General features: G+C 54.5%; 25 protein-coding genes. 13 read left to right on the forward strand and 12 right to left on the reverse strand.

The features are described from left to right. Window positions 1-22: 22 nt before the first annotated feature. Entirely contained in the window at window positions 23-976 is a 954-nt protein-coding gene (locus ACLW56_RS14695; protein ID WP_330984497.1) for a YbeF family transcriptional regulator, read from the forward strand. Between the two features lie 210 nt (window positions 977-1,186). Beyond that, window positions 1,187-2,152, forward strand: a complete 966-nt coding sequence (lipA, locus tag ACLW56_RS14700; RefSeq protein WP_330984498.1) for a lipoyl synthase — start codon at window positions 1,187-1,189, stop codon at window positions 2,150-2,152. Window positions 2,153-2,420: 268 nt separating this feature from the next. On the opposite strand, the gene tatE is transcribed toward lipA, so the two are convergent. Further along, window positions 2,421-2,624 (reverse strand): twin-arginine translocase subunit TatE, encoded by a 204-nt coding sequence (tatE, locus tag ACLW56_RS14705; protein WP_330984499.1) that lies wholly within the window; start codon window positions 2,622-2,624, stop codon window positions 2,421-2,423. Between the two features lie 127 nt (window positions 2,625-2,751). Next, window positions 2,752-3,540: a deaminated glutathione amidase gene (locus ACLW56_RS14710; RefSeq protein WP_330984500.1), complete on the reverse strand. Its 789-nt coding sequence runs from the start codon at window positions 3,538-3,540 to the stop codon at window positions 2,752-2,754. Window positions 3,541-3,627: 87 nt separating this feature from the next. Between ACLW56_RS14710 and crcB the strand changes: the two genes are divergently transcribed. Continuing rightward, on the forward strand, window positions 3,628-4,005 hold the full coding sequence (crcB, locus tag ACLW56_RS14715; protein WP_330984501.1) for a fluoride efflux transporter CrcB: 378 nt from the start codon (window positions 3,628-3,630) through the stop codon (window positions 4,003-4,005). Between the two features lie 56 nt (window positions 4,006-4,061). Here the strand turns inward: crcB and cspE are convergent, their stop codons facing one another. The 7 genes from cspE to ACLW56_RS14750 all read right to left on the reverse strand — a co-directional run bounded on the left by cspE (window position 4,062) and on the right by ACLW56_RS14750 (window position 11,562). After that, entirely contained in the window at window positions 4,062-4,271 is a 210-nt protein-coding gene (gene cspE / locus ACLW56_RS14720; protein ID WP_004100146.1) for a transcription antiterminator/RNA stability regulator CspE, read from the reverse strand. Between the two features lie 191 nt (window positions 4,272-4,462). Continuing rightward, complete coding sequence (gene pagP, locus ACLW56_RS14725; RefSeq protein WP_415377866.1) at window positions 4,463-5,017, reverse strand: lipid IV(A) palmitoyltransferase PagP; 555 nt, start codon at window positions 5,015-5,017, stop codon at window positions 4,463-4,465. Window positions 5,018-5,180: 163 nt separating this feature from the next. Further along, on the reverse strand, window positions 5,181-8,306 hold the full coding sequence (locus tag ACLW56_RS14730) for an efflux RND transporter permease subunit (protein WP_330984503.1): 3,126 nt from the start codon (window positions 8,304-8,306) through the stop codon (window positions 5,181-5,183). Beyond that, window positions 8,303-9,520 (reverse strand): efflux RND transporter periplasmic adaptor subunit, encoded by a 1,218-nt coding sequence (locus ACLW56_RS14735; RefSeq protein WP_330984504.1) that lies wholly within the window; start codon window positions 9,518-9,520, stop codon window positions 8,303-8,305. The genes ACLW56_RS14730 and ACLW56_RS14735 overlap by 4 nt, the downstream gene beginning before the upstream one ends. After that, on the reverse strand, window positions 9,517-10,773 hold the full coding sequence (locus ACLW56_RS14740) for a TolC family protein (RefSeq protein WP_330984505.1): 1,257 nt from the start codon (window positions 10,771-10,773) through the stop codon (window positions 9,517-9,519). Before ACLW56_RS14740 ends, ACLW56_RS14735 begins: the two co-directional genes overlap by 4 nt. A gap of 13 nt (window positions 10,774-10,786) precedes the next feature. Then, window positions 10,787-11,113, reverse strand: a complete 327-nt coding sequence (locus tag ACLW56_RS14745; RefSeq protein ID WP_330984506.1) for a copper-binding protein — start codon at window positions 11,111-11,113, stop codon at window positions 10,787-10,789. Window positions 11,114-11,169: 56 nt separating this feature from the next. Continuing rightward, the gene (locus tag ACLW56_RS14750; RefSeq protein ID WP_330984507.1) at window positions 11,170-11,562 is read right to left on the reverse strand and encodes a DUF2946 domain-containing protein; all 393 of its coding nucleotides are present in this window, start codon (window positions 11,560-11,562) and stop codon (window positions 11,170-11,172) included. Between the two features lie 344 nt (window positions 11,563-11,906). Here ACLW56_RS14750 and dcuC point away from each other — a divergent pair, with 344 nt between their 5' ends. Then, complete coding sequence (dcuC, locus tag ACLW56_RS14755) at window positions 11,907-13,280, forward strand: anaerobic C4-dicarboxylate transporter DcuC (protein WP_330984508.1); 1,374 nt, start codon at window positions 11,907-11,909, stop codon at window positions 13,278-13,280. Window positions 13,281-13,448: 168 nt separating this feature from the next. On the opposite strand, the gene ACLW56_RS14760 is transcribed toward dcuC, so the two are convergent. Then, window positions 13,449-13,691 carry a hypothetical protein gene (locus ACLW56_RS14760; protein WP_330984551.1) on the reverse strand — a complete coding sequence of 81 codons (243 nt, stop codon included), beginning with the start codon at window positions 13,689-13,691 and terminating at the stop codon, window positions 13,449-13,451. Here ACLW56_RS14760 and rna point away from each other — a divergent pair. The 6 genes from rna to ptsP all read left to right on the forward strand — a co-directional run bounded on the left by rna (window position 13,690) and on the right by ptsP (window position 20,959). After that, window positions 13,690-14,496, forward strand: coding sequence for a ribonuclease I (rna, locus tag ACLW56_RS14765; protein WP_330984509.1), 807 nt, complete (start codon window positions 13,690-13,692; stop codon window positions 14,494-14,496). The genes ACLW56_RS14760 and rna overlap by 2 nt on opposite strands. Window positions 14,497-14,699: 203 nt before the next feature. After that, the gene (locus ACLW56_RS14770; RefSeq protein WP_330984510.1) at window positions 14,700-15,026 is read left to right on the forward strand and encodes a PTS fructose transporter subunit IIB; all 327 of its coding nucleotides are present in this window, start codon (window positions 14,700-14,702) and stop codon (window positions 15,024-15,026) included. Between the two features lie 22 nt (window positions 15,027-15,048). Then, window positions 15,049-16,299, forward strand: a complete 1,251-nt coding sequence (locus tag ACLW56_RS14775; protein ID WP_330984511.1) for a PTS fructose transporter subunit IIC — start codon at window positions 15,049-15,051, stop codon at window positions 16,297-16,299. 13 nt (window positions 16,300-16,312) lie between these two features. Beyond that, the gene (gene ypdF / locus ACLW56_RS14780) at window positions 16,313-17,398 is read left to right on the forward strand and encodes an aminopeptidase (RefSeq protein WP_330984512.1); all 1,086 of its coding nucleotides are present in this window, start codon (window positions 16,313-16,315) and stop codon (window positions 17,396-17,398) included. Then, window positions 17,398-18,438: an aminopeptidase gene (ypdE, locus tag ACLW56_RS14785; protein WP_330984513.1), complete on the forward strand. Its 1,041-nt coding sequence runs from the start codon at window positions 17,398-17,400 to the stop codon at window positions 18,436-18,438. The genes ypdF and ypdE overlap by 1 nt, the downstream gene beginning before the upstream one ends. Window positions 18,439-18,460: 22 nt before the next feature. Beyond that, on the forward strand, window positions 18,461-20,959 hold the full coding sequence (gene ptsP, locus ACLW56_RS14790; protein WP_330984514.1) for a phosphoenolpyruvate--protein phosphotransferase: 2,499 nt from the start codon (window positions 18,461-18,463) through the stop codon (window positions 20,957-20,959). A gap of 2 nt (window positions 20,960-20,961) precedes the next feature. Here the strand turns inward: ptsP and ACLW56_RS14795 are convergent, their stop codons facing one another. Beyond that, the gene (locus ACLW56_RS14795; protein ID WP_330984515.1) at window positions 20,962-21,816 is read right to left on the reverse strand and encodes an AraC family transcriptional regulator; all 855 of its coding nucleotides are present in this window, start codon (window positions 21,814-21,816) and stop codon (window positions 20,962-20,964) included. A gap of 86 nt (window positions 21,817-21,902) precedes the next feature. Beyond that, the gene (locus ACLW56_RS14800; RefSeq protein ID WP_330984516.1) at window positions 21,903-22,733 is read right to left on the reverse strand and encodes an alpha/beta hydrolase; all 831 of its coding nucleotides are present in this window, start codon (window positions 22,731-22,733) and stop codon (window positions 21,903-21,905) included. Between the two features lie 284 nt (window positions 22,734-23,017). Between ACLW56_RS14800 and ACLW56_RS14805 the strand changes: the two genes are divergently transcribed. The 3 genes from ACLW56_RS14805 to uspG all read left to right on the forward strand — a co-directional run bounded on the left by ACLW56_RS14805 (window position 23,018) and on the right by uspG (window position 25,521). Continuing rightward, window positions 23,018-24,394 carry a GntP family permease gene (locus ACLW56_RS14805; protein WP_330984517.1) on the forward strand — a complete coding sequence of 459 codons (1,377 nt, stop codon included), beginning with the start codon at window positions 23,018-23,020 and terminating at the stop codon, window positions 24,392-24,394. A gap of 124 nt (window positions 24,395-24,518) precedes the next feature. Then, a complete protein-coding gene (gene rnk, locus ACLW56_RS14810) occupies window positions 24,519-24,929 on the forward strand; it encodes a nucleoside diphosphate kinase regulator (protein ID WP_330984518.1) in 411 nt (136 codons plus the stop codon). A 163-nt stretch (window positions 24,930-25,092) separates the two neighbouring features. Further along, window positions 25,093-25,521, forward strand: coding sequence for a universal stress protein UspG (gene uspG, locus ACLW56_RS14815; RefSeq protein ID WP_330984519.1), 429 nt, complete (start codon window positions 25,093-25,095; stop codon window positions 25,519-25,521). The last annotated feature ends 39 nt before the right edge of the window (window positions 25,522-25,560 follow it).

Genomic DNA, 25,560 nt, shown 5'->3' on the forward strand with positions numbered 1-25,560 from the left:
TGAATGAATACGGAGTACAAGTGTGGAATATAACGACCAGCCGGAAAGCCGAATAAATCCGCAAAGAGAGAATGATACACCGCAAATCTTCAGGACCCTGCGAAATATCGACCTCAATTTATTGACGATTTTTGAGGCCGTATATGTACATAAAGGCATCGTTAACGCTGCGAAAATTCTGAATCTCACTCCCTCTGCTATTAGCCAATCCATTCAGAAACTACGTACTATATTTCCGGATCCGCTTTTCATCCGTAAAGGTCAGGGCGTCACGCCAACCGCCTATGCCACTCATCTGCATGAATACATCAGCCAGGGCCTGGAATCCATTCTCGGCGCACTCGATCTCACTGGCAGCTACGACAAGCAGCGCACTATCACGATTGGGACATCTCCCAGCGTTGGCGCGGTGGTCATGCCAGCCATTTATCAAACGATTAAAGAGCAGTTCCCGCAGTTGCTGTTACGCAATATTCCCGTTACCGATGTTGGGTTGCAATTGAGCCAATTTCAGACTGACTTAATTATCGACAGCAATGTTCACGACACGCGTACATTAAGCCATCACGTGCTGTACAGCGATCGCATCGTTTTTGTTGCCCGTGAAGGCCATCCGGTGTTTAAAGTGCCGCAAACGCAGGCGTCCTTGAGCCAGTTTGAGTACACGTTGCTGAAGATGGAAGGTGCGGCGCATGCTGAGCTGCGTAAACGCGTGCACGAGATGTTCCCGGAGCGTCAAATCAGCTTCAGCAGTTACAATCTTGTGACGATAGCAGCGCTGATTGGTAACAGCGATCTGGTCGGGTTGATGCCTGCGCGCTTCTTTACGCTGTTCTCGCGCTGCTGGCCGTTGCAGGTCGTGGATTTTGCGCCACTGCGGGAAGAAGAGATCGATTTTTCACTGCATTATAACAAGCTCAGTATGCGTGATCCGGTATTGCAAAGCGTGATTACCGCCATTCGCCAGGCGTTTTAACTCGCCATCGCCCCTCGTTTTTCATTGCCGGGTGCGAACGAAGCGCACAGAAAGCAACATCTGGTTTACAAATTGCCGGGCTGGCAGGCTGCTTATCACTCTTATTGATGGTATACTGCCAGCCATCAGATTCAAAAATAGTTGATAAATACAACATTCCCTTGAATTGAAACGCTTTCCTTCGTTACTCGCAACTGGAACACGCACGCTATGAGTAAACCCATTGTGATGGAACGCGGTGTTAAGTACCGCGATGCCGATAAAATGGCCCTTATCCCGGTTAAAAACGTGGCGACCGAGCGAGAAGCTCTGCTGAGAAAACCGGAATGGATGAAAATCAAACTTCCGGCTGACTCCACCCGTATTCAGGGTATTAAAGCCGCGATGCGCAAAAACGGCCTGCACTCCGTGTGTGAAGAGGCTTCCTGCCCTAACCTTGCCGAGTGTTTTAACCACGGCACGGCAACCTTTATGATCCTGGGCGCCATCTGTACTCGTCGCTGCCCGTTCTGCGACGTTGCTCACGGCCGTCCGGTTGCCCCCGATGCCAACGAGCCGCAGAAACTGGCTCAGACTATCGCTGACATGGCCCTGCGCTATGTGGTTATCACTTCAGTAGACCGTGATGATCTTCGTGACGGCGGCGCTCAGCACTTTGCAGACTGCATTACTGCCATTCGCGAAAAGAGCCCGAGCATTAAAATCGAAACGCTGGTGCCTGACTTCCGTGGCCGTATGGATCGCGCGCTGGAAATCCTCACCGCAACGCCACCAGACGTGTTTAACCACAACCTGGAAAACGTACCGCGTATCTACCGTCAGGTTCGTCCAGGAGCCGACTATAACTGGTCGCTGAAGCTGCTTGAGCGCTTTAAAGAAGCGCACCCGAATATCCCAACGAAATCTGGCCTGATGGTCGGCCTGGGCGAAACCAATGCTGAAATCATTGAGGTCATGCGCGACCTGCGTCGCCATGGCGTAACCATGCTGACGCTGGGCCAGTACCTGCAGCCAAGCCGTCACCACCTGCCGGTACAGCGTTATGTCAGCCCTGATGAGTTTGAAGAGATGAAGGCAGAAGCAGTGGCGATGGGTTTTACCCACGCGGCGTGCGGCCCGTTCGTTCGTTCTTCCTACCACGCCGATTTGCAGGCGAAAGGAATGGAAGTCAAATAACGACTTCATACTTTTAAAAAGGCCATCGCGGCAACGTGACGGCCTTTTTATTTTTGCCCAATGAACGTACAGAGGATCCACTGATTACGGATGCTGCCATTGAACAGTAATGAGATCACCAGCAAGCGGCGAAACAGTTGGTTGCAACTTTCTGACAGACAAAAACACAAGAGGCCGCAACGGGGTGTGTTGTGGCCTCTCTGAATCACTCTGCGGCGATAGAAAAACGACTGGCTTCTTAATGTTGCTGGTCGTTTTGAAACGCGCCTTACTCTTTATGAGAGAGTTTTTCCGCTGGAACGTCGTCTTCAGCGCTCTTTTTCGCCGTGGTGTCGTCGTCGTTCATGGCTTTCTTAAAGCCTTTGATCGCCGATCCCAGGTCACCCCCGAGGGTACGCAGTTTCTTGGTACCGAACACCAGCACGATCAGTGCGGCAACCACCAGCAGTTTGGTAATACTAATCTCACCCATAGATACCTTCTTCATTAAAACAGGCTACAAAACGCGCCATCAAAACCGTAGCTAATTAACGGTCATTTCGCGACGGCACACAATAGCAATCTGTAACAAGGTGAATCAAGCATTGATTAAAAAAACATCACATAATTTGCGGTGGCGCAAAGCGACGGTTGTTTAACACCGGCAATTGCGACCGAATTTCCTGCAATGAGTCCTTGCTCAGCTCAGCATAGATAATCTGCGGTGAGCTTCCAGCGCCCGCAAGCGTCACGCCCAACGGATCAATGATTTTGCTCTGACCGATATTTTTATTGCCGCACTCGCCTGCCGCGACAAAGTAGCAAGTGGTATCCAGCGCTCTGGCAGCCAGCAACGTGGCCCAGTGATGCTCTTTTAACGGCCCGCGTACCCAGGCTGTCGGCAGCACGATGATCTCAGCGCCGTTCAGCGCCAGCGCCAGTGCAAGCTCAGGAAAGCGCAAATCGTAGCAGGTCATCAGCCCGACTCGCATCCCGCCAACTTCAATCAACGCTGGCAGCGTGGTGCCTGCATCCACGCGTTTTGACTCCTGAACTCGGAATGCGTCGTAGAGATGTAGCTTCTGATATTGCGCCACTATCTCGCCACGCCTGAGCGCCACCAGCGTATTAGCCGCCCTTCCTTCACTCGTCGGGACGTGAATCGTCGGGATGGTGGTTAAGTCGTTCCGGCTGCTCTCCTCAAGCAGGAGCCGCAGGAAGCCGCCATTCAGCGGCTGAGCCGATTTAACCGACATATCTGGGTCATTATCATCACGGGCCAGCAACGCCTCAGGTAGCACCAGCAGAGCCGCAGCATTTGTGGCAGCTTGCTGCATCAAGGTCACGCAAGTTTGGGCATTCGTCTCCCAGTCAGGGGTGACGGCAAATTGTCCAGCAGCAACGCGCATAGGCTCTCCTGTTGTCTCTAACCATAGCCATCGGCGATATCCGGCGCTAAGATATTTCTTTTACTATTCAAATAGCAGGAATTGGCAGTGTTACAACTACTTTTGGCCGTTTTTATTGGTGGGGGAACCGGCAGCGTGGCTCGCTGGATGTTAGGCATGCGGTTTAACCCCCTGCATCATGCCATTCCCGTGGGAACGCTGACAGCAAACTTGCTGGGCGCTTTTATCATCGGAGCCGGGCTTGCGTGGTTTAACCGCATGACGCATATTGACCCAATGTGGAAGCTGCTTATCACAACCGGCTTTTGTGGCGGGTTAACGACTTTTTCGACTTTTTCGGCAGAAGTGGTGTTTTTACTTCAGGATGGGCGATTTGGCTGGGCGCTGCTGAACGTCGCCGTCAACATGCTGGGATCGTTCGCCATGACGGCGATGGCCTTCTGGATTTTTTCCGCTGCGCGCTGAATTGAGCACAAAAAAAACCCGCCTTAAGCGGGTTTTGTACTCTACTGTCGAAATGCTTAGATAGGCATTACGTTTGCAGCAGATGGGCCTTTGGCACCGTTAGTGATTTCGAACTCTACACGCTGACCTTCAGCCAGAGTTTTGAAACCGTTGGACTGGATTGCAGAGAAGTGTACGAATACATCTTTGCTGCCATCTTCCGGAGTAATGAAACCAAAGCCTTTGGACTCATTAAACCACTTAACGTTACCTTTAATCTTAGACATCAATATTACCTTTACATGAAAATGGACACAAATGCTGTGTCGGCTAACAGTACAGCAATTGCGGGGCCTTTTGTCCAGCTTAAGTTAACGAAAAAGTGATAAAAGTCTCTAATTTTTCGTTAACCCGGGAATTAGTCGTTGTTTTTCAACATAACTCAGGCCCCACTGCGCTCAGTACGTCATTTTGGGCGCTAAAACTGGAAGCGCATCCAGGCGAAGTATACGTTACCGTTGTTATAAGTGCCTGGAATGTAAGTCATCTGGAACGTTGCTGGCCCGTAACCGATGGAAGCCAACGGCAATAAAACAGGGATCGGGATGTAATTCCAGTTATCGCGCGCCGTGGCACCGACGGTGTAACCCAACCCCAGATGGAATTGATCATCGTTCAGCGGCCGCCAGGTTTTCTCCCAGCCATAGCCACCAATCGGTTCCCATTTGTTGAAGGAATCTTTAAAGGCCATCAGATACAGGCCATGCCAGTTCCCTTTGTCATCCCAACGAGACTGACCAAAACCTGCGCCCCACGGACGTTCGTTGTACTCGTCGGTTTTCTCTTTGTCATACGCAAAACGGGCATGCCACGTGATGGCTGGCACGTAGAGATCGTAATGTTCAGGCGTATGCCAGGTTTCTGCGATGTTATCCCCAAGCGTTGAAAAAGCATCGCCCACCGTCGATGTAAAGCTTGCCTGCGCAGACGATGCAAGCAGCCATTGTGCTGAAAACACCCACACAAAAAACAAAAAATTATTTAATTTTAACACGTTACCCTAGCCGCTTATTTGTTCTTACCTGAACAGAATAACTATCGTAAAATTAATATAACCTTAACAAAAGCGGATTATTCCTTTTTTCAGATAATTCACAGCGCCGTTAAGACGCTGTGAATTATCAATAATCTGAATTTTAATTACTGCCTTTATGGTGCAGCATTTTATACAGCGCGGGAATGACCAGCATGGATAACAGAGGCGCCGTCACCATGCCGCCAATCATCGGTGCCGCGATGCGGCTCATCACTTCAGAGCCCGTCCCACTTCCCCACATAATAGGCAACAATCCTGCCATTATCGTGGCGACAGTCATCACTTTTGGTCTGACACGCAGCACCGCGCCTTCATGAATCGCACGCAGTAATTGGCTATTATCCAGTGAACCTTGCGGTGACTTATATTTGTCAATAGCCGAATTCAGATAAAGCACCATAATTACGCCAAACTCTGCGGCCACTCCGGCTAACGCTATAAAACCAACTGCACTAGCGACAGATAAATTATATCCCAATAGCCACAGCAACCAGACGCCGCCAATCAGCGAAAAAGGCAAAGTCCCCATAATCAATAACACGTCGGAAATACGTCGAAAGGTTAGCCACAGCAGCACGAAAATAATCATCAGCGTGACTGGAAGCACTAATTTTAGCTTCGCGGCAGCCCGCTCCAGATATTCAAACTGCCCAGACCACGACAGCGTAACCCCTTGCGGAAGCACGACTTTTTGGGCAACGCGCTGCTGCATCTCCTCCACGGCCGATTTTAGATCCCGACCGCGCAAATCAACATAGATCCAGTTCGAAAGCCGCGCGTTCTCACTTTTGAGCATCGGTGGTCCATCAACAATCTGCACATCAGCGACTTCGCCTAGCGTGATTTGCCCGCCATTGGCCGTCAGCACCGGCAACTGCCGCAACTTGCCGACGTTATCGCGCAGGTCGCGTGGATAGCGCACATTAATCGGATAACGCTCACGTCCTTCTATCGTTTGTCCTACATTTTCCCCGCCCACCAGCGTACTGACCAGAGACTGCAACTCAGTGACCGAAACACCGTAACGAGCGGCCTGCTGCCTGTTAATGGCAATATCAACGTAGCGCCCACCAGACAGGCGCTCCGCCAGGGCTGACGTCACGCCCGGCACGTCCTTGACCACGTGTTCGATGTCCTGGGCGATACGTTCGATATCGGCAAGATTATTGCCATTCACCTTGATCCCAATCGGGCTCTTAATGCCGGTTGCCAGCATATCCAGCCGGTTGCGGATAGGTGGAACCCACACGTTCGCAATCCCCGGCACCTGCACGGTTTTATCCAGCTCTTCAATCAACTTCGCGGTGGTCATTCCAGGCCGCCATTGATCGCGCGGTTTGAAATGGATAGTGGTTTCCAGCATCGTCAGCGGGGCCGGATCTGTCGCGCTGTCTGCCCTTCCCGCTTTGCCAAACACGCTTGCCACTTCAGGCACGGTTTTTATCAGCCTGTCCGTTTGTTGCAGCAGACGGCTGGCTTCCCGCACCGAGATCCCCGGCAAAGTGGAAGGCATATACAACAAATCACCTTCATCCAGCGGCGGCATAAACTCACTGCCCAATCGGCTAAGCGGCCACAGAGTTAACGCCAGCAGAGCAACAGCCAGCACCACCGTTGTCTTTGGCCGCGCCAGCACTTTATCGAGCAGGGGTTCATAGGCCCGAATCAGCGCCCGGTTTATCGGGTTAGCCTGTTCATCCGGGATTTTGCCACGGATGAAATACCCCATTAGCACCGGCACCAGCGTAATGCCCAGCCCTGCGGCCATCGCCATCGCCCAGGTTTTGGTGAAGGCCAAAGGCGCAAACATTTTTCCTTCCTGAGCTTCCAGCGAGAACACAGGAATAAACGACAACGTGATGATTAACAGACTGCAAAACAGCGCGGGCCCCACTTCAATCGCCGCTTTCTCAGCAATCTGCCAATAATCAGTGCCAGAAGGTTGCTGTTCAGGATGCTCGTGCCGCCACTTCTCCAGCACCTTGTGCATGTTTTCAATCATCACGATCGCCGCATCCACCATCGCGCCGATGGCAATCGCAATCCCGCCAAGCGACATGATATTGGCGTTGATCCCCTGATAATGCATGACGATAAACGCCCCGAGCACGCCAAGCGGCAGGGAAACAATCGCCACCAGCGCCGAACGGAAGTGAAACAGAAACAGGGTGCAAACCAGCGCGACGACAATAAATTCTTCAATCAGTTTGTGCGTCAGCGTTTCAACCGCTTGTTCAATCAGGCCGGAACGGTCATACACCGGTACAATCTCCACGCCTTTCGGCAGCGTTTTTTGCACCTCCTTCAGCTTCGCTTTTACGGCGTGAAGCGTCTCCAACGCATTCTTGCCATACCGCATCACAATGATGCCGCCAGCCACTTCGCCTTCACCATTAAGCTCAGCCACGCCGCGGCGGATTTCTGGGCCAAGCTGCACTGTCGCCACATCGGATAACAGCACCGGAACGCCCTCACGGCTGGCGATCACCACCTGGCGAAAATCATCCAGCCCTTTCAGATAGCCAGTGGTGCGCACCATGTATTCAGCTTCGCCCATTTCAATCACGGCACCCCCGCTTTCCTGATTTGCCGCTTTCAGCGCTGCTACCAGTTGCTGATGAGTCACGTTATACGCGCGAAGCTTGTCCGGATTGACCACTACCTGATACTGGCGAACCATACCGCCGACGCTGGCGACTTCCGACACATTGGGCACGGTTTTCAGCTCATATTTCAGCGTCCAGTCCTGAAGCGCCCGTAAATCGGCGAGGCTGTGCTTGCCTGTTTTATCCACCAGCGCATATTCATAAATCCAGCCAACACCCGTCGCATCGGGCCCTAACTCGGCTTTGACACCTTCGGGCAGCTGCGACTGAATCTGACTCAAATACTCCAGCACCCGCGAACGCGCCCAGTAGATGTCCGTTCCGTCTTCGAAAAGGACATACACATAAGCATCTCCGAACATCGAAAAGCCACGCACGGTCTTTGCACCTGGCACCGAAAGCATGGTGGTCGTCAGTGGCCAGGTCACCTGATCTTCAATCACCTGCGGGGCTTTGCCCGGATAGCTGGCGCGAATGATGACCTGCACATCCGACAGATCAGGCAACGCATCCAGCGGGGCGCGCTGCACGGACCACCAGCCCCATATCGCCATCCCCAGAGCCGCCAGGATAATCAGCAGGCGGTTGCGTAAAGCACCACGAATCACGGCAGCTATCATTGTGCGCCCTCCATCGGTTTCGTTGATTCGGGCAACGCGCTGCGTAAGCTGGCTTCAGAATCAATCAGGAATTGCCCTGAGGTCACTACGCTGTCGCCTGCTTTCAGGCCGCTTCGGATTTCTGTCCAGCCATCGGCAGACACGCCTGGCGTGACGTCTACCGACCGGAAATGCCCGTCACCAGTAGAGACAATCACCCTATTGCCGTTACCGGTGGCAATTAGCGCTTCCTCAGGGATCGCCAGTACAGGTGCCGCTGGCTGTGATTTAGCCAGCGTCACACGCACGTACATGCCGGGTTTCAGTTTCTGTTGGGGGTTATCCAGCACGATGCGTGCTTTCAGGGTTCGGGTGGTGGTTTCCAGCTGCGGCAGCACTTCACTCACGCGCCCGTTAAAGGTTTCACCGGGCCAGCTTTCTGCGAACGCACTCACTTCACTTCCCACGTTCAACACGGAAGCCTGACTTTGCGGGTAGTCCACCACCAGCCAGACCGGGTCAAGCGTCGCCAGTTCAAACAACGGTGCCGTTGCCGTGACCTGAGCGCCTTCACGGGTATCAAGCTTTGCGACGTAACCCGCGCTGTCTGCCCGCAACGTCAAGCGCGTCTGCGGCTTACCGCTTCGCTCCACCTGACGAATAATGGCGTCAGGCATAAATTGCAGCGTCAGCCTTTCGCGAGCAGCGCGAGTCAGCGCCGCATCGCCCAACTGGCGTACCGCCAGATACTCTTGCTGTGCAGCAGTCCATGACGGAATCCACAGTTGCGCCAGCGGCTCCCCTGCTTTTACCCACTGCTGTGGCGCACGGACGAACAGCTTTTCAACCACGCCATTCGCCGGTGATGGAACAGTTTGCAAGCTGCGCTCATCGGTGCTGACCGTCGCCCACGCCTGGAATGGCGGCGTCAGGCTGCGCAGTTGGGCTTGTTTCACTACCATCCCCAGATTCTGCTGTTGCTGCCCGCTGATGCTCACTCCACTTTGTGTCGGGTTTTCATCTGCGTATTTGGGTACCAGTTGCATATCCATAAACGGTGATTTTCCCGGCTTATCAAAACGCTGGCCGGGCACCATGGGATCGTACCAATAAAGGACTTGCCGTTCAGGTTTCGCGTTTTCCGCAGGCATTTTATGGCTCTGGGAACCCGCGTAATACCCGCCAGCCACGGCAAGCGTTGCCACAGCGAGGGCCGTCAGAATAAATGTCTTCATAGTGTTGTCTCCTGGGGGATCAGGTAACGAATCGCGGCCCAGTTACGGGCGACGGCTTTTTCGGCTTCGCTGGTAGAAAGCGTGGTATCGAGTAAATCCCGGCGAGCCGCTAATAACGCAGCAAGATCGGATTGCCCGGAGCGATACTGCGCGTTCAGCAGCCGGACTCGCTGCTGCTGCAACGGCAGCACTTCGTCACGCAGGCGCAGCCAAAGGGTTTGCGCTGCCTGATATTCGGCGACCAATGTGCTGAGCTGCGCGGTGTGCGCCCGGGTCGTCAACGCCAGCTGATCGTTGGCCTGCATCGTGCGGGAGACATCGGCGGCATGATCTTTGTCCTGTCGTCTGGACTGAAACAGCGGCAAATCTACCGTGAACATCACGCCCGCCATGTCGTCGTAATCTTCCGAACGGTGGGCGTAATAGACCTCGACATCCACATCAGGAATGGCGGCAATAGCGGATTCAGAAGAACGTGCTTTGGCGGTATTGGCCTCTTTCGCTGCGGCGATCACTTCAGGATGAAGCGCGATGCCCTCTTCGAGCGTTTTCTCATCCGCAGGAAGGCGCTGCCAGGCAGGAAGCTTGCCGGAAATCGCTGTGACGGATTCGCCCGTCAGTTGCAGCAACCGAGCCTGCGCCAGGCGCACATCCCGCTCGGCTAACGTGACCTTGTCGCGCATCGCACTCAGGCTGATGCGCAGTGCCAGCACGCTATCCGGCGCGGAGGACCCCGCGGCCACACTGGCTTTGAGAACACCAGGCTGATTTTCGGTTTCTTTGACCAGTGCGCGGGCTGCTTTTAGCGCTTGCTCTGAAAGCGCCAAATCCAGCCAGGCTTGTGCGGTATCACGTTGAAGATTGGCTAACCGCGTTTGCGCCTTAGCGTTCACACTTTGCGACTGCGCCTGCAAGGTTTGCGCTTTGCGATCGCGTTTTTCCTCACTGACGTAGCGCTGCATGATGCCGACCTTCTGCATTGTCATGCCCTCGCGGGTAAAGCGCGCGTCATTGCTTCCCTGAACTGGGACGTTTTCAATGCCGAATTTCAGTTTTGGATCGGGGAGCTCACGGGCCGAATCGGCCATCGATTCCAGAGCTTTGGCTTCATTACGGCTGGCAGAAAGTTCAGCCGAATAGTTACGGGCAGCGGTCAGGGTCTGGTCGAGCGTCCACGCTTGCGCACTGGCAGAAGCGTGAAACAGCACGAACAGCACCCCGCCGAGCCACTGGCTCAGCGTGTGTGTTTTCATGGTTATCCCCGGCTTAGTGGCGAACGGTCAGCGCGATAATTTCATAACGTCCGTCAATCAGACTGACGTCAAAATCTACCGGGTCGCCTACGGCAAGTTCCGGGAGAACGAGGGCTTTCGCCAGTGCAAACGACATGGTCATCGGCGGCCATTGCAGTTCAGGCACGGCTTCATGAGAAAGTGTCAACGCATCAGGCGCGATAGCTTTCACGGTGCCTTTGACATGCCAGGATTGCGCGACAGGCGCGGTGACGGAGGGGATATTTTCCGCAGCCTGAGCCGGGATAAAAATGAAGGCAGACAGCGCTATAACCAGCGCGTGAGGCAGTAAAAATTTCATGGTGTTCTCCAGATAATCGTTAATAAGGTGAAAATTAAGCGAGTGATCAGGAGGTTTTATTCACGGAACCGGCAAAAACGGATCGTTGCCGGCGGCCCTGCTGCGGGAGGTTTGAGCGTCCAGTCAGCGGCCATTGTCGCCTCACAGGGCAAGTCCACTAACGCAAGTGTTGTTGAGGCTGGAAGGGCAATAACCGGTGGCTGTTCCACTGGCTTTGGGCTGTTTTCCGGCACGCAGTGCTTTTCGCACAGCGGTGTCTTCATCTCTGTCTGCTTCATCGTCTGGTGTTCCAGATGCTGAAGCATCGCGCTGTCGCCCAAAGGGCTCAGTTCGCAGTGATGCGAGGCAATGACCAGTTGGCTTTGCAGGATCAGCACGCAAAACGCCACCAGCAGCATCGTGAGATGCCGACGCAGAAAACGTAGTCGCCAGGTCCAGGAAGCGTTCATGAGCGATGCCGCAAAGAAAAGGTAGCCTGAGTATATGCAGTGATAATTTTCAACAGGAAGTGTTTTTTAAACTCTTTACATTTCTAAGAGTTATCGCGAAAAATAGATGACATTCGTTAACTTATTCGTTTCATTTCACCATCATTATTTTTAGAATTATTCACTACCGAAATAGTTATAATGTGATAGCCGTGTTTGTTTTGGCTTTCAGAAGGGGTGTGGTGAGCGGTTTATTGATTTTCGTCAGTAAGTTTTGACCGTTTCTTCTGCACATTTCCAGACTTCATCTTTTACATCACCTTTCGGACAGATTTTTCTTTGGGCTGCAGGAACAGGAATCCATCATGCTAACGTTGTTTGAGCTCCTTATTGGGGTCGTCGTCATTGTGGGCGTCGCCCGCTACATCATCAAAGGGTATTCAGCCACGGGCGTGCTGTTCGTGGGCGGTCTGGCGCTGCTGATTGCCAGCGCCATCATGGGCCACAAAATCCTGCCAGCCAGCGCCAGTAGCACCGGCTACTCGGCCACGGACATCGTTGAATACATTAAAATTCTGCTGATGAGCCGCGGCGGCGACCTCGGCATGATGATCATGATGCTGTGTGGTTTTGCTGCCTACATGACCCACATCGGTGCCAACGACATGGTGGTGAAACTCGCCTCCAAACCGCTGCGTTTTATTAACTCCCCTTACCTGCTGATGATTGCGGCCTATTTCGTGGCCTGCCTGATGTCACTGGCGGTTTCTTCCGCCACCGGGCTGGGCGTCCTGCTGATGGCAACGCTGTTCCCGGTCATGGTGAACGTGGGGATTAGCCGCGGGGCCGCCGCCGCTATTTGTGCTTCTCCAGCAGCCATTATTTTATCGCCAACCTCCGGCGACGTGGTGCTGGCTGCAAAAGCCGCCGAAATGCCGCTGATTGATTTTGCCTTTAAAACGACGCTGCCGATTTCCATAGCAGCAATCATCTGCATGGCGGTCGCGCACTTCTTCTGGCAGCGTTATCTCGATAAAAAAGAGAACATTTCCCACGAGATGCTCGACGTCAGTGAAATCACCACCACTGCGCCTTCTTTCTACGCCATTCTGCCTTTCACCCCGATTATTGGCGTGCTGATTTTTGACGGCAAATGGGGCCCGGAACTGCACATCATCACCATTCTGGTTATTTGTATGCTGCTGGCGGCGATCCTTGAATTCTGCCGTGGTTTCAATACGCAGAAAGTTTTCTCGGGTCTGGAAGTGGCCTATCGCGGCATGGCTGATGCCTTCGCTGGTGTCGTGATGCTGCTGGTCGCCGCGGGCGTGTTTGCCCAGGGTTTAAGCACCATCGGCTTTATCGATAGCCTGATTTCTATCGCCACGTCGTTCGGCTCCGCAAGCATTATTCTGATGCTGGTGCTGGTCGTACTGACCATGCTCGCGGCGATGACAACCGGTTCCGGTAACGCGCCGTTTTATGCGTTTGTCGAGATGATCCCGAAATTGGCACACTCTTCCGGCATTAACCCGGCGTATCTCTCCATTCCGATGCTGCAGGCGTCTAACCTCGGTCGTACCATTTCCCCGGTTTCCGGCGTGGTGGTTGCGGTGGCCGGGATGGCAAAAATCTCGCCTTTCGAAGTGGTGAAACGGACCTCTGTTCCGGTGCTGGTTGGGCTGATTGTCGTGATCATCGCCACGGAATTGATGGTGCCTGCAAGCGTGGTGCATTAATTTCGCGGAGTAACGAAAAGGCGCCTGAGGGCGCCTCAGATTGCTGACAAAGAAGGAAAAAGCGTGGTTTTTCCTTCTTTGTGGTGAGCAGCCGAAAATCAATAAATTGATTTTCCTTGTTATTTATTGGGTGATATCTGCCCGTCTCTGCTGGCATAAAGTTTATCATTACTTTGAAAGGCGCCTGAGGGCGCCTTCTAATTGCTGACAAAGAAGGAAAAAGCGTGGTTTTTCCTTCTTTGTAGTGAGCAGCCGAAAATCAATAAATTGATTTTCCTTGTTATTTATTGGGTGATATCTGCCCGTCTCTGCTGGCATAAAGTTTATCATTACTTTGAAAGGCGCCTGAGGGCGCCTTTTTTGTGCTTTAATGTTTCCTGAAACATCCATAGCAAAATCAGGAAAAACCATGTTCAGGAAGGATATCGCTGCCGCCTGCGCCACCACGCTGATGCTGTGCGCACCACTTACTCATGCCGACCCGCTCTCTGCCACGCAGTACGGCGATTTTGATCGCTACGTGCTGGCGCTTTCCTGGCAAACCGGCTTTTGCCAAAGCATACAGGATCGCAATAATAACGAGCCCGATGAATGCCGCTTGCAGAAAGATGAAGCCGACAAAACCAATTACCTGACCGTGCACGGCCTGTGGCCGGGTTTGCCTAAATCCATCGCGGCCCGTGGCGTGGATGAGCGCCGCTGGATGCGTTACGGCTGTGCCACGCGCCCTGTTCCGAACATGCCTGAAGCCCGCGCCAACCGGAAATGCTCAGCGGCAGAAACCGGGTTGTCGCTGGAGATGGCAAACAAACTCAATAACGTCATGCCAGGCAGCGGTGGCACTTCCTGTCTGGAACGCTACGAATATGCCAAACATGGCATCTGCTTTGGCTTCGATCCGGATGCCTATTTCGGCACCATGGTACGCCTGAACGGCGAGATTAAGCAGAACACACTCGGCAAGTTCCTCGCCGACAATTACGGCAAAACCGTCAGCCGCAGTGCCTTCGACAGTGCCGTTGCCAAAAGCTACGGCAAGGAGAGCATAAAAGCGTTCAAACTTACCTGTAATGGCAACCCGGCGTACCTGACCGAAATGCAAATTGCGATAAAAGCCAGTGCCATCAACGCCCCCCTGACCTCAGGCTCTCTGTTGTCGCAGCCACACCCAGGCAACTGCGGCCAGCAGTTTGTCATCGATAAAGCCGGACACTAACGGCTTTCCTGCCGGCGATGTGCCTTACATCGCCGGAAAACACTGACCTCGCCCTGTTTTTCATTCTGTTTGCTTATAAACGGATGCTTATCACATTTCCCCGTCACGGCCTTTAATCTTCAGTAAATGCATCATTTGTCTGGTAACAGTCCCCGCTGAGCTCTGCCCATAATCGCTGCAGACATTCACTGAGGGAATTCATGATGAGTAAGAAACTGATTGCACTTTGCGCCTGTCCGATGGGTCTGGCCCACACCTTTATGGCCGCTCAGGCACTGGAAGAAGCCGCCGTTGAAGCGGGTTACGACGTCAAAATTGAAACCCAGGGTGCGGACGGGATTCAGAACCGCCTGACGGCCGAAGATATCGCCACCGCCGATATCATCATTCACGCCATCGCTATCACCCCGGAAGACAACGAGCGTTTCGAAACGCGTGATGTGTACGAAATAACCCTTCAGGACGCGATCAAGAATGCCGCGGGCACCCTGAAGGAAATCGAAGAACTCATCGCCGCAGAACAACAATAATCCTCATTAGCAGGGGTGTGACATGGCAATTAAAAAACGCAGCGCCATTCGTCCTGCTTCGCCCGACGGCGAAGCCATTGCGCTGGCAACAGCGCCTGTAGAATCTGGTTCGGCCTTCTGGAAAGCGCTCCCGCAGCACATTATGTCTGGCATCTCACGCATGGTGCCGACGTTAATCATGGGCGGGGTTATCCTCGCCATATCGCAACTTATCGCCTACGTCTGGCTGGAGATCCCGCCTGATACCGGCATGATGGATGCACTTAACTCCGGTAAATTCACTGGCTTCCATCTTTCACTGCTGAAGTTTGGCTATCTGACCGAATCGTTCGGCGGCTTGCTCTTCAGCTTCGCCATACCGATGTTCTCAGCCTTCGTCGCCAACTCCATCGGCGGCAAGCTGGCGTTCCCGGCAGGATTTATTGGCGGCCTGGTGGCGACTCAGCCCACGCTGGTACTCAATTTCGACCCGGAAAAACTGAGCTGGCTTGCGACCAAACCAGTGCCTTCCACCTTTATTGGCGCGCTGATTATCGCCATTGCGGCGGGCTATCTGGTGAAGTGGCTCAACACTAAAATTTCCGTACCACAGTATCTGCTGGCGTTTAAAAGCACCTTCCTGATCCCGATTCTTTCAGCGCTGTTTGTGATGCTGGCGATGTATTACGTCATCACGCCGATTGGTGGCTGGCTGAACGCCGGCATGCGCGCAGTACTGCTGGCCGCAGGTCAGGCAGGTTCAATGATGTACGCCGTCGGGATGGCCGCAGCAACTGCCATTGACCTGGGTGGGCCTATCAACAAAGCCGCAGGGTTTGTCGCGCTTGGCTTTACCACAGACCATGTGCTGCCGATTACCTCCCGTGCAGTAGCGATTGTTATCCCGCCAATCGGTCTGGGCCTTGCGACGTTGATTGACCGCCGTCTGACCGGAAAACGTCTGTTCAGCCCGCAGCTTTACCCGCAGGGCAAAACGGCGATGTTCCTCGCGTTTATGGGCATCAGTGAAGGTGCGATTCCGTTCCTGCTGGAGAACCCTATCGCTACCCTTCCGGCTTATATGGTTGGCGCCATTGCCGGGGCGATGACCGCCACCGCGCTCGGTGCCGTGCAGTGGTTCCCTGAATCGGCCATCTGGGCGTGGCCACTGGTGACCAATCTGGGTGCTTATATGCTGAGCATTGCCGTGGGCGCGGTGATCACGGCGCTGCTGGTGGTGCTTATCCGCAACTCAATGCACAAGCGCGGCAAACTGGCTATCGACACGCTGTAAGGAGAAAACGGATATGGCTTTACTGGCAGCGTTACGGGCATGGCTGGAAGCAGAACAGCTTGATGGGGTCATCATCTCTTCCCGACAAAACAAGCAGCCGCATTTCGGCTTTGCGACCAGCTCCGGCTACGTGATTGTCACCCGGCAGCACGCGCACATTCTGGTGGATTTCCGCTACTACAGCGATGTGGCTGCCCGTACGAAAGGCTACCAGTTGCATCTGCTGGACAGCGGACATTCCTTGTCTTCTGTGGTTAACCAACTGGCGCAAGAGGAAGATCTCCAGCGCCTGGGCTTTGAAGGCGACCAGGTGAGCTGGCAAACCGGCAATCAGTGGCAGACTGCGATGCACCCCACACTGGTTAGCAAGTCGCTGGATTCGCTGCGGCAGATTAAGAGCGCCGAAGAAATCGCCTTGATTCGTGTCGCCTGCGGGATAGCCGATGCGACAGCAGACCATATCCGTCGTTTTATCCAGCCCGGCATGCGCGAACGTGAAGTTGCAGCCGAGCTGGAGTGGTACATGAAACAACATGGGGCAGAAAAGCCTTCCTTCGACACCATCGTGGCCAGCGGTACACGTGGCGCGCTGCCTCACGGCAAGGCCTCAGAGAAGGTCATTGTAGCGGGCGAGCTGGTCACTCTCGATTTTGGCGCGCAATACCAGGGATATTGCTCCGACATGACTCGCACATTTTTGGTTGCGGGTCGATACGCCAACGCAGAGCAGTCACCGCTCTACGAGGTCTATCAAACCGTGCTGAACGCACAGCTGGCGGCAATTGCAGCCATTCGTCCCGGCGTGGCATGCCACACGGTAGACAGCGCGGCAAGAACACTGATTAGCGATGCAGGTTACGGCCCTCATTTCGGACATAACACCGGGCACGCCATCGGTATTGATGTGCATGAGAACCCGCGTTTTTCACCCACAGACACCACGTTGTTACAGCCAGGCATGCTGCTGACCGTCGAACCGGGGATCTATCTGGAAGGTGAAGGCGGGGTGCGCATTGAAGACGTTGTGCTGGTGACGGAAAGCGGCGCAGAGGTGCTGTATCAGACCCCGAAAACGCTGCTGATGACAGGAGAAGCGTAATGGATATCGCGTTACTTAAAGCCCTTAGCGAGGCCGATGCGATTGCCGCCTCCGAGCAGGAAGTCCGGCAAATTTTGCTGCGTGAAGCCGATGCGCTGGGGAAAGAAGTCCTGTTCGACGGCCTTGGCTCAACCCTGATTCGCCTCAACGAAAGCAGCGGACCAAAAGTGATGATCTGCGCGCACATGGATGAAGTCGGGTTTATGGTGCGCAGTATTTCGTCGCAGGGCGCAATTGACGTCATTCCCATTGGCAATGTGCGCATGGCCGCTCGAGAACTTCAGCCGGTGCGTATTACCACCCGAAATGGCACTAAAATTCAGGGTCTGCTCGACGGTGAACGTCAGGGCAACGAGGTGACAAAACTGCGCGTCGATGTCGGGGCATGCAATGCAGATGAAGTAGCCGACATGGGCATTGAACCTGGCGACCGCGTGACGTTTGCCACCCCGTTCAGTGAACTCCCCTTCGGGCGTTTGATGGGGAAAGCATTTGACGACAGGCTTGGCTGTTATCTGCTGCTCAGCCTGTTGCGCGAACTTCATCAAACCCCGCTGAATGCTGAAGTCTGGCTGGTGGCAAGCTCCAGCGAAGAGGTTGGACTTCGAGGCGGGCAAACGGCCACCCGGAAAATCAATCCTCAGCTTGCCATCGTGCTGGACACCGCCTGCTGGGCAAAGAACTTCGATTTCGGCAGCGACAACCACCGGCAAATCGGTCAAGGCCCGATGCTGGTGATGTACGACAAAACGCTGATCGCCCCACCTCGTCTTACGGCCTGGGTGGAAGACATCGCCGCTCGTCACGCCATCCCTTTACAACGCGATATGTTCAGCAATGGTGGGACTGACGGCGGTGCTGTTCACCTTTCTGGCACCGGAATTCCGACCGTCGTGCTTGGCCCACCGACGCGCCATGGACACTGTGCGGCGTCGATTGCCGACGCGAACGATATCGACCTGACGCACCAGCTCCTGCTGGCGCTGCTCCACAACGTGAATGCCAAAACCGTTTCTCATCTGACGGACTTCAGATGCTGATTTTGCGCTTACAGGACCCGTTATGCTGACTCTCGACTTTTTATGCCCGCTGCCCAATGGCCTGCACGCTCGCCCTGCCTGGGCGCTAAAAGAGCAATGCAGCGTCTGGCGCAGCGACATTCGCTTTATCAATCACCGGATGAATACCCACGCCGACGGCAAAAGTTCGCTGGCGCTGGTGAGTACCGGCACCCTGTTTAACGACAGCTGCTCGCTGGAAATCAGCGGCAGCGATGAAGAGCAGGCACGTCGCGTGCTGAAAGAGTATCTCGACCGCGAATTCATCGACAGCGACAGCGTGCAACCCTCTGCCTCCGCGCCTGTCGCCCACCCTTTGCCCCGCTCGCTTTCTCGCCTGCGCCCTCACCTGCTTACCGGCAGCATTTTGGCCGAAGGAATTGGCAGCGGCGAACTGACCGTGTGGCGTAATGACAGCCTTGAGCGCTACCGCAGCATACCGCCCGGCCCGGAGGACATGACTCGTCTTGAACACAGCCTTGCTGAGCTGGCCGACAACCTCAACCACCAGCTGCGTGAACTTGGCGGTGACAGCAAAACCATTCTCAGCGCCCACCTGTCGCTGATTCAGGATGAGGAATTTGCCAGCAATATCCGCCGCCTGATGCGTGACACCCAGCTTGGGCTGGCGTCTGCCATCATCGACAACATGGAGGCGATTTGCGACAAACTGCTGGCGTCGAGCAGTGATTATCTGCGTGAACGCGCCAGCGACATTCGCGACATCAGTGAACGGCTGCTGGATATCACCTGGCCGGAGTACCGCAGCCAGGACGTGCTGCACCTGACGCGCCCAACCATCCTTATCGCCGAAGACCTGACGCCGAGCCAGTTTCTGAATCTCAACCTGTCTCAGCTCAAAGGCATGGTGCTGGAAAAAACAGGCCGCACTTCGCACACGCTGATCCTGGCTCGCGCCGCTTCGGTGCCGGTCCTGAACGGCTTTAGCGTGGCAGAGCTTAGCGTGTTCGAACACCAGTCGGTCATTCTGGACGGGCAATGTGGCGTGCTGGTGATTTCTCCCGATGAACCGGTCAAAGAGTACTACCAGCTCGCACGCCAGTTGGCTGACGCCCGAAGCGAGCGCCAGATGCGTGACGCGGCGCTGCCCGCCGTTTCTCGCGATGGCCATCATCTCGAAATTGCCGCCAACATTGGCAGCGCTCTGGAAGCGCCCGGCGCATTCAGCCTGGGTGCGGAAGGCATCGGTTTGTTCCGCAGCGAAATGCTGTATATGGACAGGCAAACGCCGCCGGACGAACAGGAGCAATTCGAAGCCTATCAGCAGGTGCTGATGGCCGCAGGCGGCGACAAGCCGGTTATCTTCCGCACCATGGACATTGGCGGTGATAAGCAACTGAACTACCTGAATATCCCGCAGGAAGAAAATCCTTTCCTGGGCTATCGCGCAGTGAGAATTTACCCGGAATTCGCCGGATTATTTCGTACCCAGCTGCGCGCCATTTTACGTGCAGGCACCTGTGGCAATGCCCGTTTGATGATCCCCATGGTGCATAGCCTTGACCAAATTTTGTGGGTGAAGAACACGCTGAACGACGTCAAAATCGAGCTTCAGCAGGAAGGATTACGTTACGCCGATAACCTGCCGCTGGGGATCATGGTCGAAGTGCCGTCGGTCTGCTACATCATTGACCACTTCTGCGAAGAGGTCGATTTCTTCAGCATCGGCTCTAACGATATGACCCAATATTTGTATGCTGTGGATCGCAATAACCCGCGAGTCTCTCCGCTGTACAACCCGATTACGCCGTCGTTTTTACGCATGCTGCGCCAGATAACGACCGTTGCCCATCGCCATGACAAATGGGTCGGCATCTGCGGCGAACTGGGCGGTGAAACCCGCTATCTGCCGCTAATGTTGGGGCTGGGTTTAGATGAACTGAGCATGAGCGGGCCGCGCATTCCGGAAGTGAAAAGCCAGCTTCGCCAGCTCGACAGCGCCGCTTGTCGCACACTGGCTGATAAAGCCTGCGATTGCCGCAGCGCCGAAGAGATAGAAGCGTTACTGAACGAGTTCACGCCCCAGGAAGAAGCCCGCCCGCTGCTGGCGCTGGAGAACATTCTGTTTCTCGATAAAGCGTGGTGTAAAGAGCAGGTTATCCAGCTGCTGTGCGGGAATTTGTGCGTCACCGGGCGCACGGATAAACCGGCAGAGCTTGAGGAAGATATCTGGCAGCGTGAAGAGATTGTCACCACCGGCGTGGGCTTTGGTGTCGCCATCCCGCACACCAAATCGGCGTGGATACGTCATTCGAGCATCAGTATTGCGCGGCTGCCCTCGCAGATTGACTGGCAATCAGAGATGGGCGAAGTGGAGTTGGTTATCATGCTGACGCTCGGTGAAAGCGAAGGGATTAACCACGTGAAGGTCTTTTCGCAGCTGGCGCGCAAACTGGTGAACAAGCAGTTCCGCCAGTCGCTGATGGCCGCCACGGATGCACAAGCCATTCTGGCCTTGCTGGAAGCCGAGCTGAGCTTCTGACGTTACAGAAAACGAGACCGGTATTCCCCCGGCGTCAGCCCAAACTGGCGCCGGAACAAACGGCTGAAATAGTCACTGTCCGCAAACCCGCAACGCAGCGCCACATCGCCAATCGGCAGGTGGTATTTCTGCAAAATCATTCGTGCTTTTGCCATTCTCACCCAACGTAAATAATCGACAAAACTCATCGTGCCCTGCTGGCGGAACAGCCGCGAAAGATGGTTCGGTGTGATGTTGAAAAAGCTCGCCACCGATTCCCGCGTCAAAGGCTGGGCGTAGTTGTCCTGTAGCCAGTTGCAGATGCTTTTGTACAAAAACTGAGGGCGGCTCGGCGCACCGTCCGCGCTGGTGGTGACACTCTTTCGGCACAGATGCAGCAGGCTGAGCGTCAAAGGCTGAATGATTTGCTGATCCTGCGGGGAGCGGCTCAACAGCGTCAGCGCTGTCAGCATGGCCTCACCTTCGCCACGTTGCTGATGAGGAATTTCGATTTTGCGCAGCGGTTCCGGCGTGCCGCCGTTGCGGCTGTCATAAAAGGCCATGCCCGTCCAGGCAGGCGCGAACACCATGCTTAACATCATCGAGGAGCGTGTGAACAACGGCACGTTAGCCGCGCGGGCAGGAATAAACAGCATCTCGCCTTGCCTGATAGTGAACTGGCTCTCATCCAGTTTGTTGCCATATTCCCCGCGCAGAACCACTTCCAGACGCGGTAAATCGAGGCACAAGCCGCCCACAGGAAGCGCTTTTGGCGATCCAGCAAACCAGACGCGCCCTAATCGCTCAGGATTAAGCACCAGTCCACTCAGTAAGTCAGCAAAGAAACGCTGATCGGCAGGGAGTTGCGTAACAGGCATGCGGAAACTCAGTGGCAAGAAAAAGCTGAGTTTACCCGATTCATCCGGGGAAGTACGCCCGGCACATCACGTGCCGGGCATTTCCATTACGACTGAATAAACGCCAGCAAATCTTCGTTAATTTGCTGCTTGTGAGTGGTGCAGATCCCGTGAGAACCGCCCTGATAAACCTTCAGTTCTGAATGCGGCAGGATCTCAGCGGCCACCTTGCCACAGGTTTCGAACGGCACTATCTGGTCATCGTCGCCGTGAATCACCAGCGTTGGGATAGTCATACGCTTCAGGTCTTCGCGCAGATCGGTTTCTGAAAATGCTTTAACACAGTCATAAAGCGCTTTAATGGAGCCCTGCAAACCCTGAGCGACAAAGCTATCGCGTACCGCTTCTGACGCTTTCGCCCCAGAGCGATTGTAGCCATAAAACGCCATGGTCAGTTCGTGGAAGAACGCGCCACGGTCATTCACCACGCCTTCACGAATGCCGTCAAACACCTCTTTGGGCACGCCGTTTGGGTTGAAATCGGTTTTCACCATGATGGGGGTGACGGCACCAATCAACACCGCTTTGGCTACGCGATCGGTGCCATGGCGACCGATATAGCGCGCCACTTCGCCGCCGCCGGTGGAATGCCCGACATGCACGGCATCTTTCAATTTAAGGTGTGCCGTCAGTTCTGCCAGATCGTCGGCATACTGGTCCATGCTATGTCCGTCCCAGGGCTGTGAGGATCGGCCATGCCCACGGCGATCGTGTGCAATCACGCGGAAACCGCGTGACCCGAGAAACAGCATCTGGTCTTCAAACGCATCTGCCGTTAGGGGCCAACCGTGGCTGAACACCACGGGCTGACCGCTTCCCCAGTCTTTGAAATAGAGACTACTGCCATCTTTCAGGGTCAATTTATCGTAACCACTCATGGGATCTCCTGTTTCCTGAATAGGCTGACGCCGGGAGGCGCAGCGGTGCTTATCAAGGATAAGACAGATTTGAGATCGGTCACGTTTATCGAACAAATATTCTTCAAATCGATAAATCTTCCGGATATTTGAACCCCGTCGCAAAGTGTTAATAAATGTGTCCGATCGTATTTACAGCACCCGTGATGTTACCAGTATCATGTTACCGGTATCAGTGATAAATGCAGGGATTAAGCCACGCAATCACTACCTCTTTTGCTGTCACGATCACAGAGGATATTAAGATGACAGAAGTCACGAACGCACTCGGAGCCGGAACGCTGCTCGGCATCGCCGCAGGTGCCGTCGCACTCCTGCTGGTATTGATCATGCGCTTTAAAGTGCATGCCTTTTTAGCCTTAACCCTTGTCAGCATCGTGGTAGCACTGCTGACCGGTATTTCGTTTGATAAAGTGGTTCCCACTCTGCTGACCGGTTTCGGTGGCACGCTGGCTGGCGTCGCGCTGCTGGTCGGGCTGGGGGCCATGATTGGTCGTTTACTTGAGGTGTCCGGTGGCGCAAAAGTGCTGGCCGATACCCTCATCAACAAGTTTGGTGAACACCGTGCGCCGTTTGCGCTGGGTGTGGCCTCATTGCTGTTCGGTTTCCCTATCTTCTTCGACGCCGGTCTGGTGGTGATGCTGCCTATCATCTTCAGCGTGGCGAAGCAGTTTGGCGGTTCCACGCTGAAATATGCTTTCCCGGCTGCGGGTGCTTTTGCGGTCATGCACGCACTGGTTCCGCCACACCCTGGTCCGGTTGCAGCCAGTGAACTACTTGGCGCGAACATCGGCCTGTTGGTGATTGTGGGTCTGATTATCGCCCTGCCAACCTGGTACATCGGCGCGTATCTGTACGGCCTGTATGCCGGTAAGAAATTCGACATCAAACTGCCGTCTTCTTTCCTCGGCGAAGTGGAAGCCGATGCGAACCACAAGCCGCCTTCATTCGGCATGGTACTGACCATCCTGCTGATGCCGCTGGTGCTGATTTTCCTTGAAACCGGTTTAAACACCGCCGTGGTATTAGGCTGGGTCGCCAAAGACGACACCGTGGTGAACTTCCTGCGTATGCTCGGTAAAACCCCGGTGGCGTTGCTGATCACCGTGTTCTTTGCACTGGCTGTTTTCAGCCGTCAGCACAGCCTCAAGCATCTGGAAAAAATCTGTGACGGCGCATTAGGCCCTATCTGCGGCATCATTCTGGTGACGGGTGCAGGCGGGATGTTCGGTGGCGTTCTGCGTGCCAGCGGTATCGGCGACGCGCTGGCGGGTGTGCTGTCTGATACCGGCATGCCAATCATCATCGCGGCCTTCGTGATTTCCACGGCGCTGCGTGTGGCACAAGGTTCTGCTACCGTCGCGCTGACCACCACCGCGGCGCTGGTGGCTCCAATGGTTCATGCCACAACCGGCATCAGCCAGCTTGATTTGTGCTTTATCGTTATCGCCATCGCAGGCGGCGCAACTGTGCTGTCGCACGTCAACGACTCAGGTTTCTGGCTGGTCGGTCGCTTCCTCGAAATGGACGAGAAGACCACACTGAAAACCTGGACAGTCATGGAGACTCTGCTTGGCAGCATCGCCTTCCTGCTGGCGCTGATTGGCAGCCTGATCTTCTAATGTGAGCCAAATCACTTCAAAGATCTGACGACAGTCAGTATGATGGTTCTACCCCAAAACCCTCGTCTTGCACGACGAGGGTTTTCTTTTGGATACAGGTACCTGGAAAAACATGGAGTAAACGATGACCAGACCCGCCATTATCATTAATGAGTTCGATGCCGAGCGCATCGACCGGCTGCTTGAGAAACCAGAATGGGCGAACTCCCCGGTGGCTCAGGCGCTGAATGATGAGCTGGACCGCGCGCAAATGTGCGCCCCGACAGAGATGCCGCACAACGTGGTCAGCATGAACAGCCAGGTAAGATTCCGCGATCTGAGCAACAACGAAGAGCGTGTTCGTACGCTGGTGTTCCCGGCCAACATGACCGACAGCAGCACTCAGCTTTCCGTTCTGGCTCCGGTTGGCGCTGCCCTGCTTGGCCTGCGCGTGGGCGATACCATCAACTGGACGCTGCCGAACGGCACCACGACACATCTCGAAGTGCTTGAGCTTATCTATCAGCCTGAAGCCGCTGGTGAATTCCACCGCTAAGCTTGCCTTTCAGAGGATGTCCCCCACATCCTCTTTCCGTCTTATCCACCGACAAAACTTTACGCTCCCTCCGGGCTCGCTTTGCCATATTTGCGACGTGAATGTCACATAACCATTGCGATATGTGATTGTATAAAAGCATCTATCACAAGGAGGATAGCTTATGTACAACACCCTCATTATGCCGGTTGATGTTTTTGAAATGGCACTCAGTGACAAAGCAGTCCGTCATGCGGAATTTCTGGCGCAGCAGAAAGGCGTGATTCATCTCCTGCACGCGATTCCCGGCTCCGCCAGTTTGACCATGAGCCGTTTTGCCGCCGATTTACGCCGCTTTGAAGAGCATCTTCATCAGGAAGCAGAAAACCGTCTTCAGACCATGGTTGAGCACTTCAGCATCGACCCGTCACGCATCAAAATCCATGTGCGAATGGGTAACTTGCGCGATGTGGTCAACGAACTGGCTGAAGAGCTGAAGGCCGATGTTGTGGTGATTGGGTCGCGTAACCCGTCCATCACCACGCATCTGCTGGGATCGAATGCGTCCAGCGTTATCCGTCACGCGCATGTGCCGGTGCTGGTTGTCAGATAACCCAATGAAAAAGCCGCGCAGGAGGTTATCCTGCGCGGC

The sequence above is a fragment of the Pantoea sp. sgz302252 genome, from assembly GCF_047713085.1.
GTDB lineage: Bacteria > Pseudomonadota > Gammaproteobacteria > Enterobacterales > Enterobacteriaceae > Scandinavium.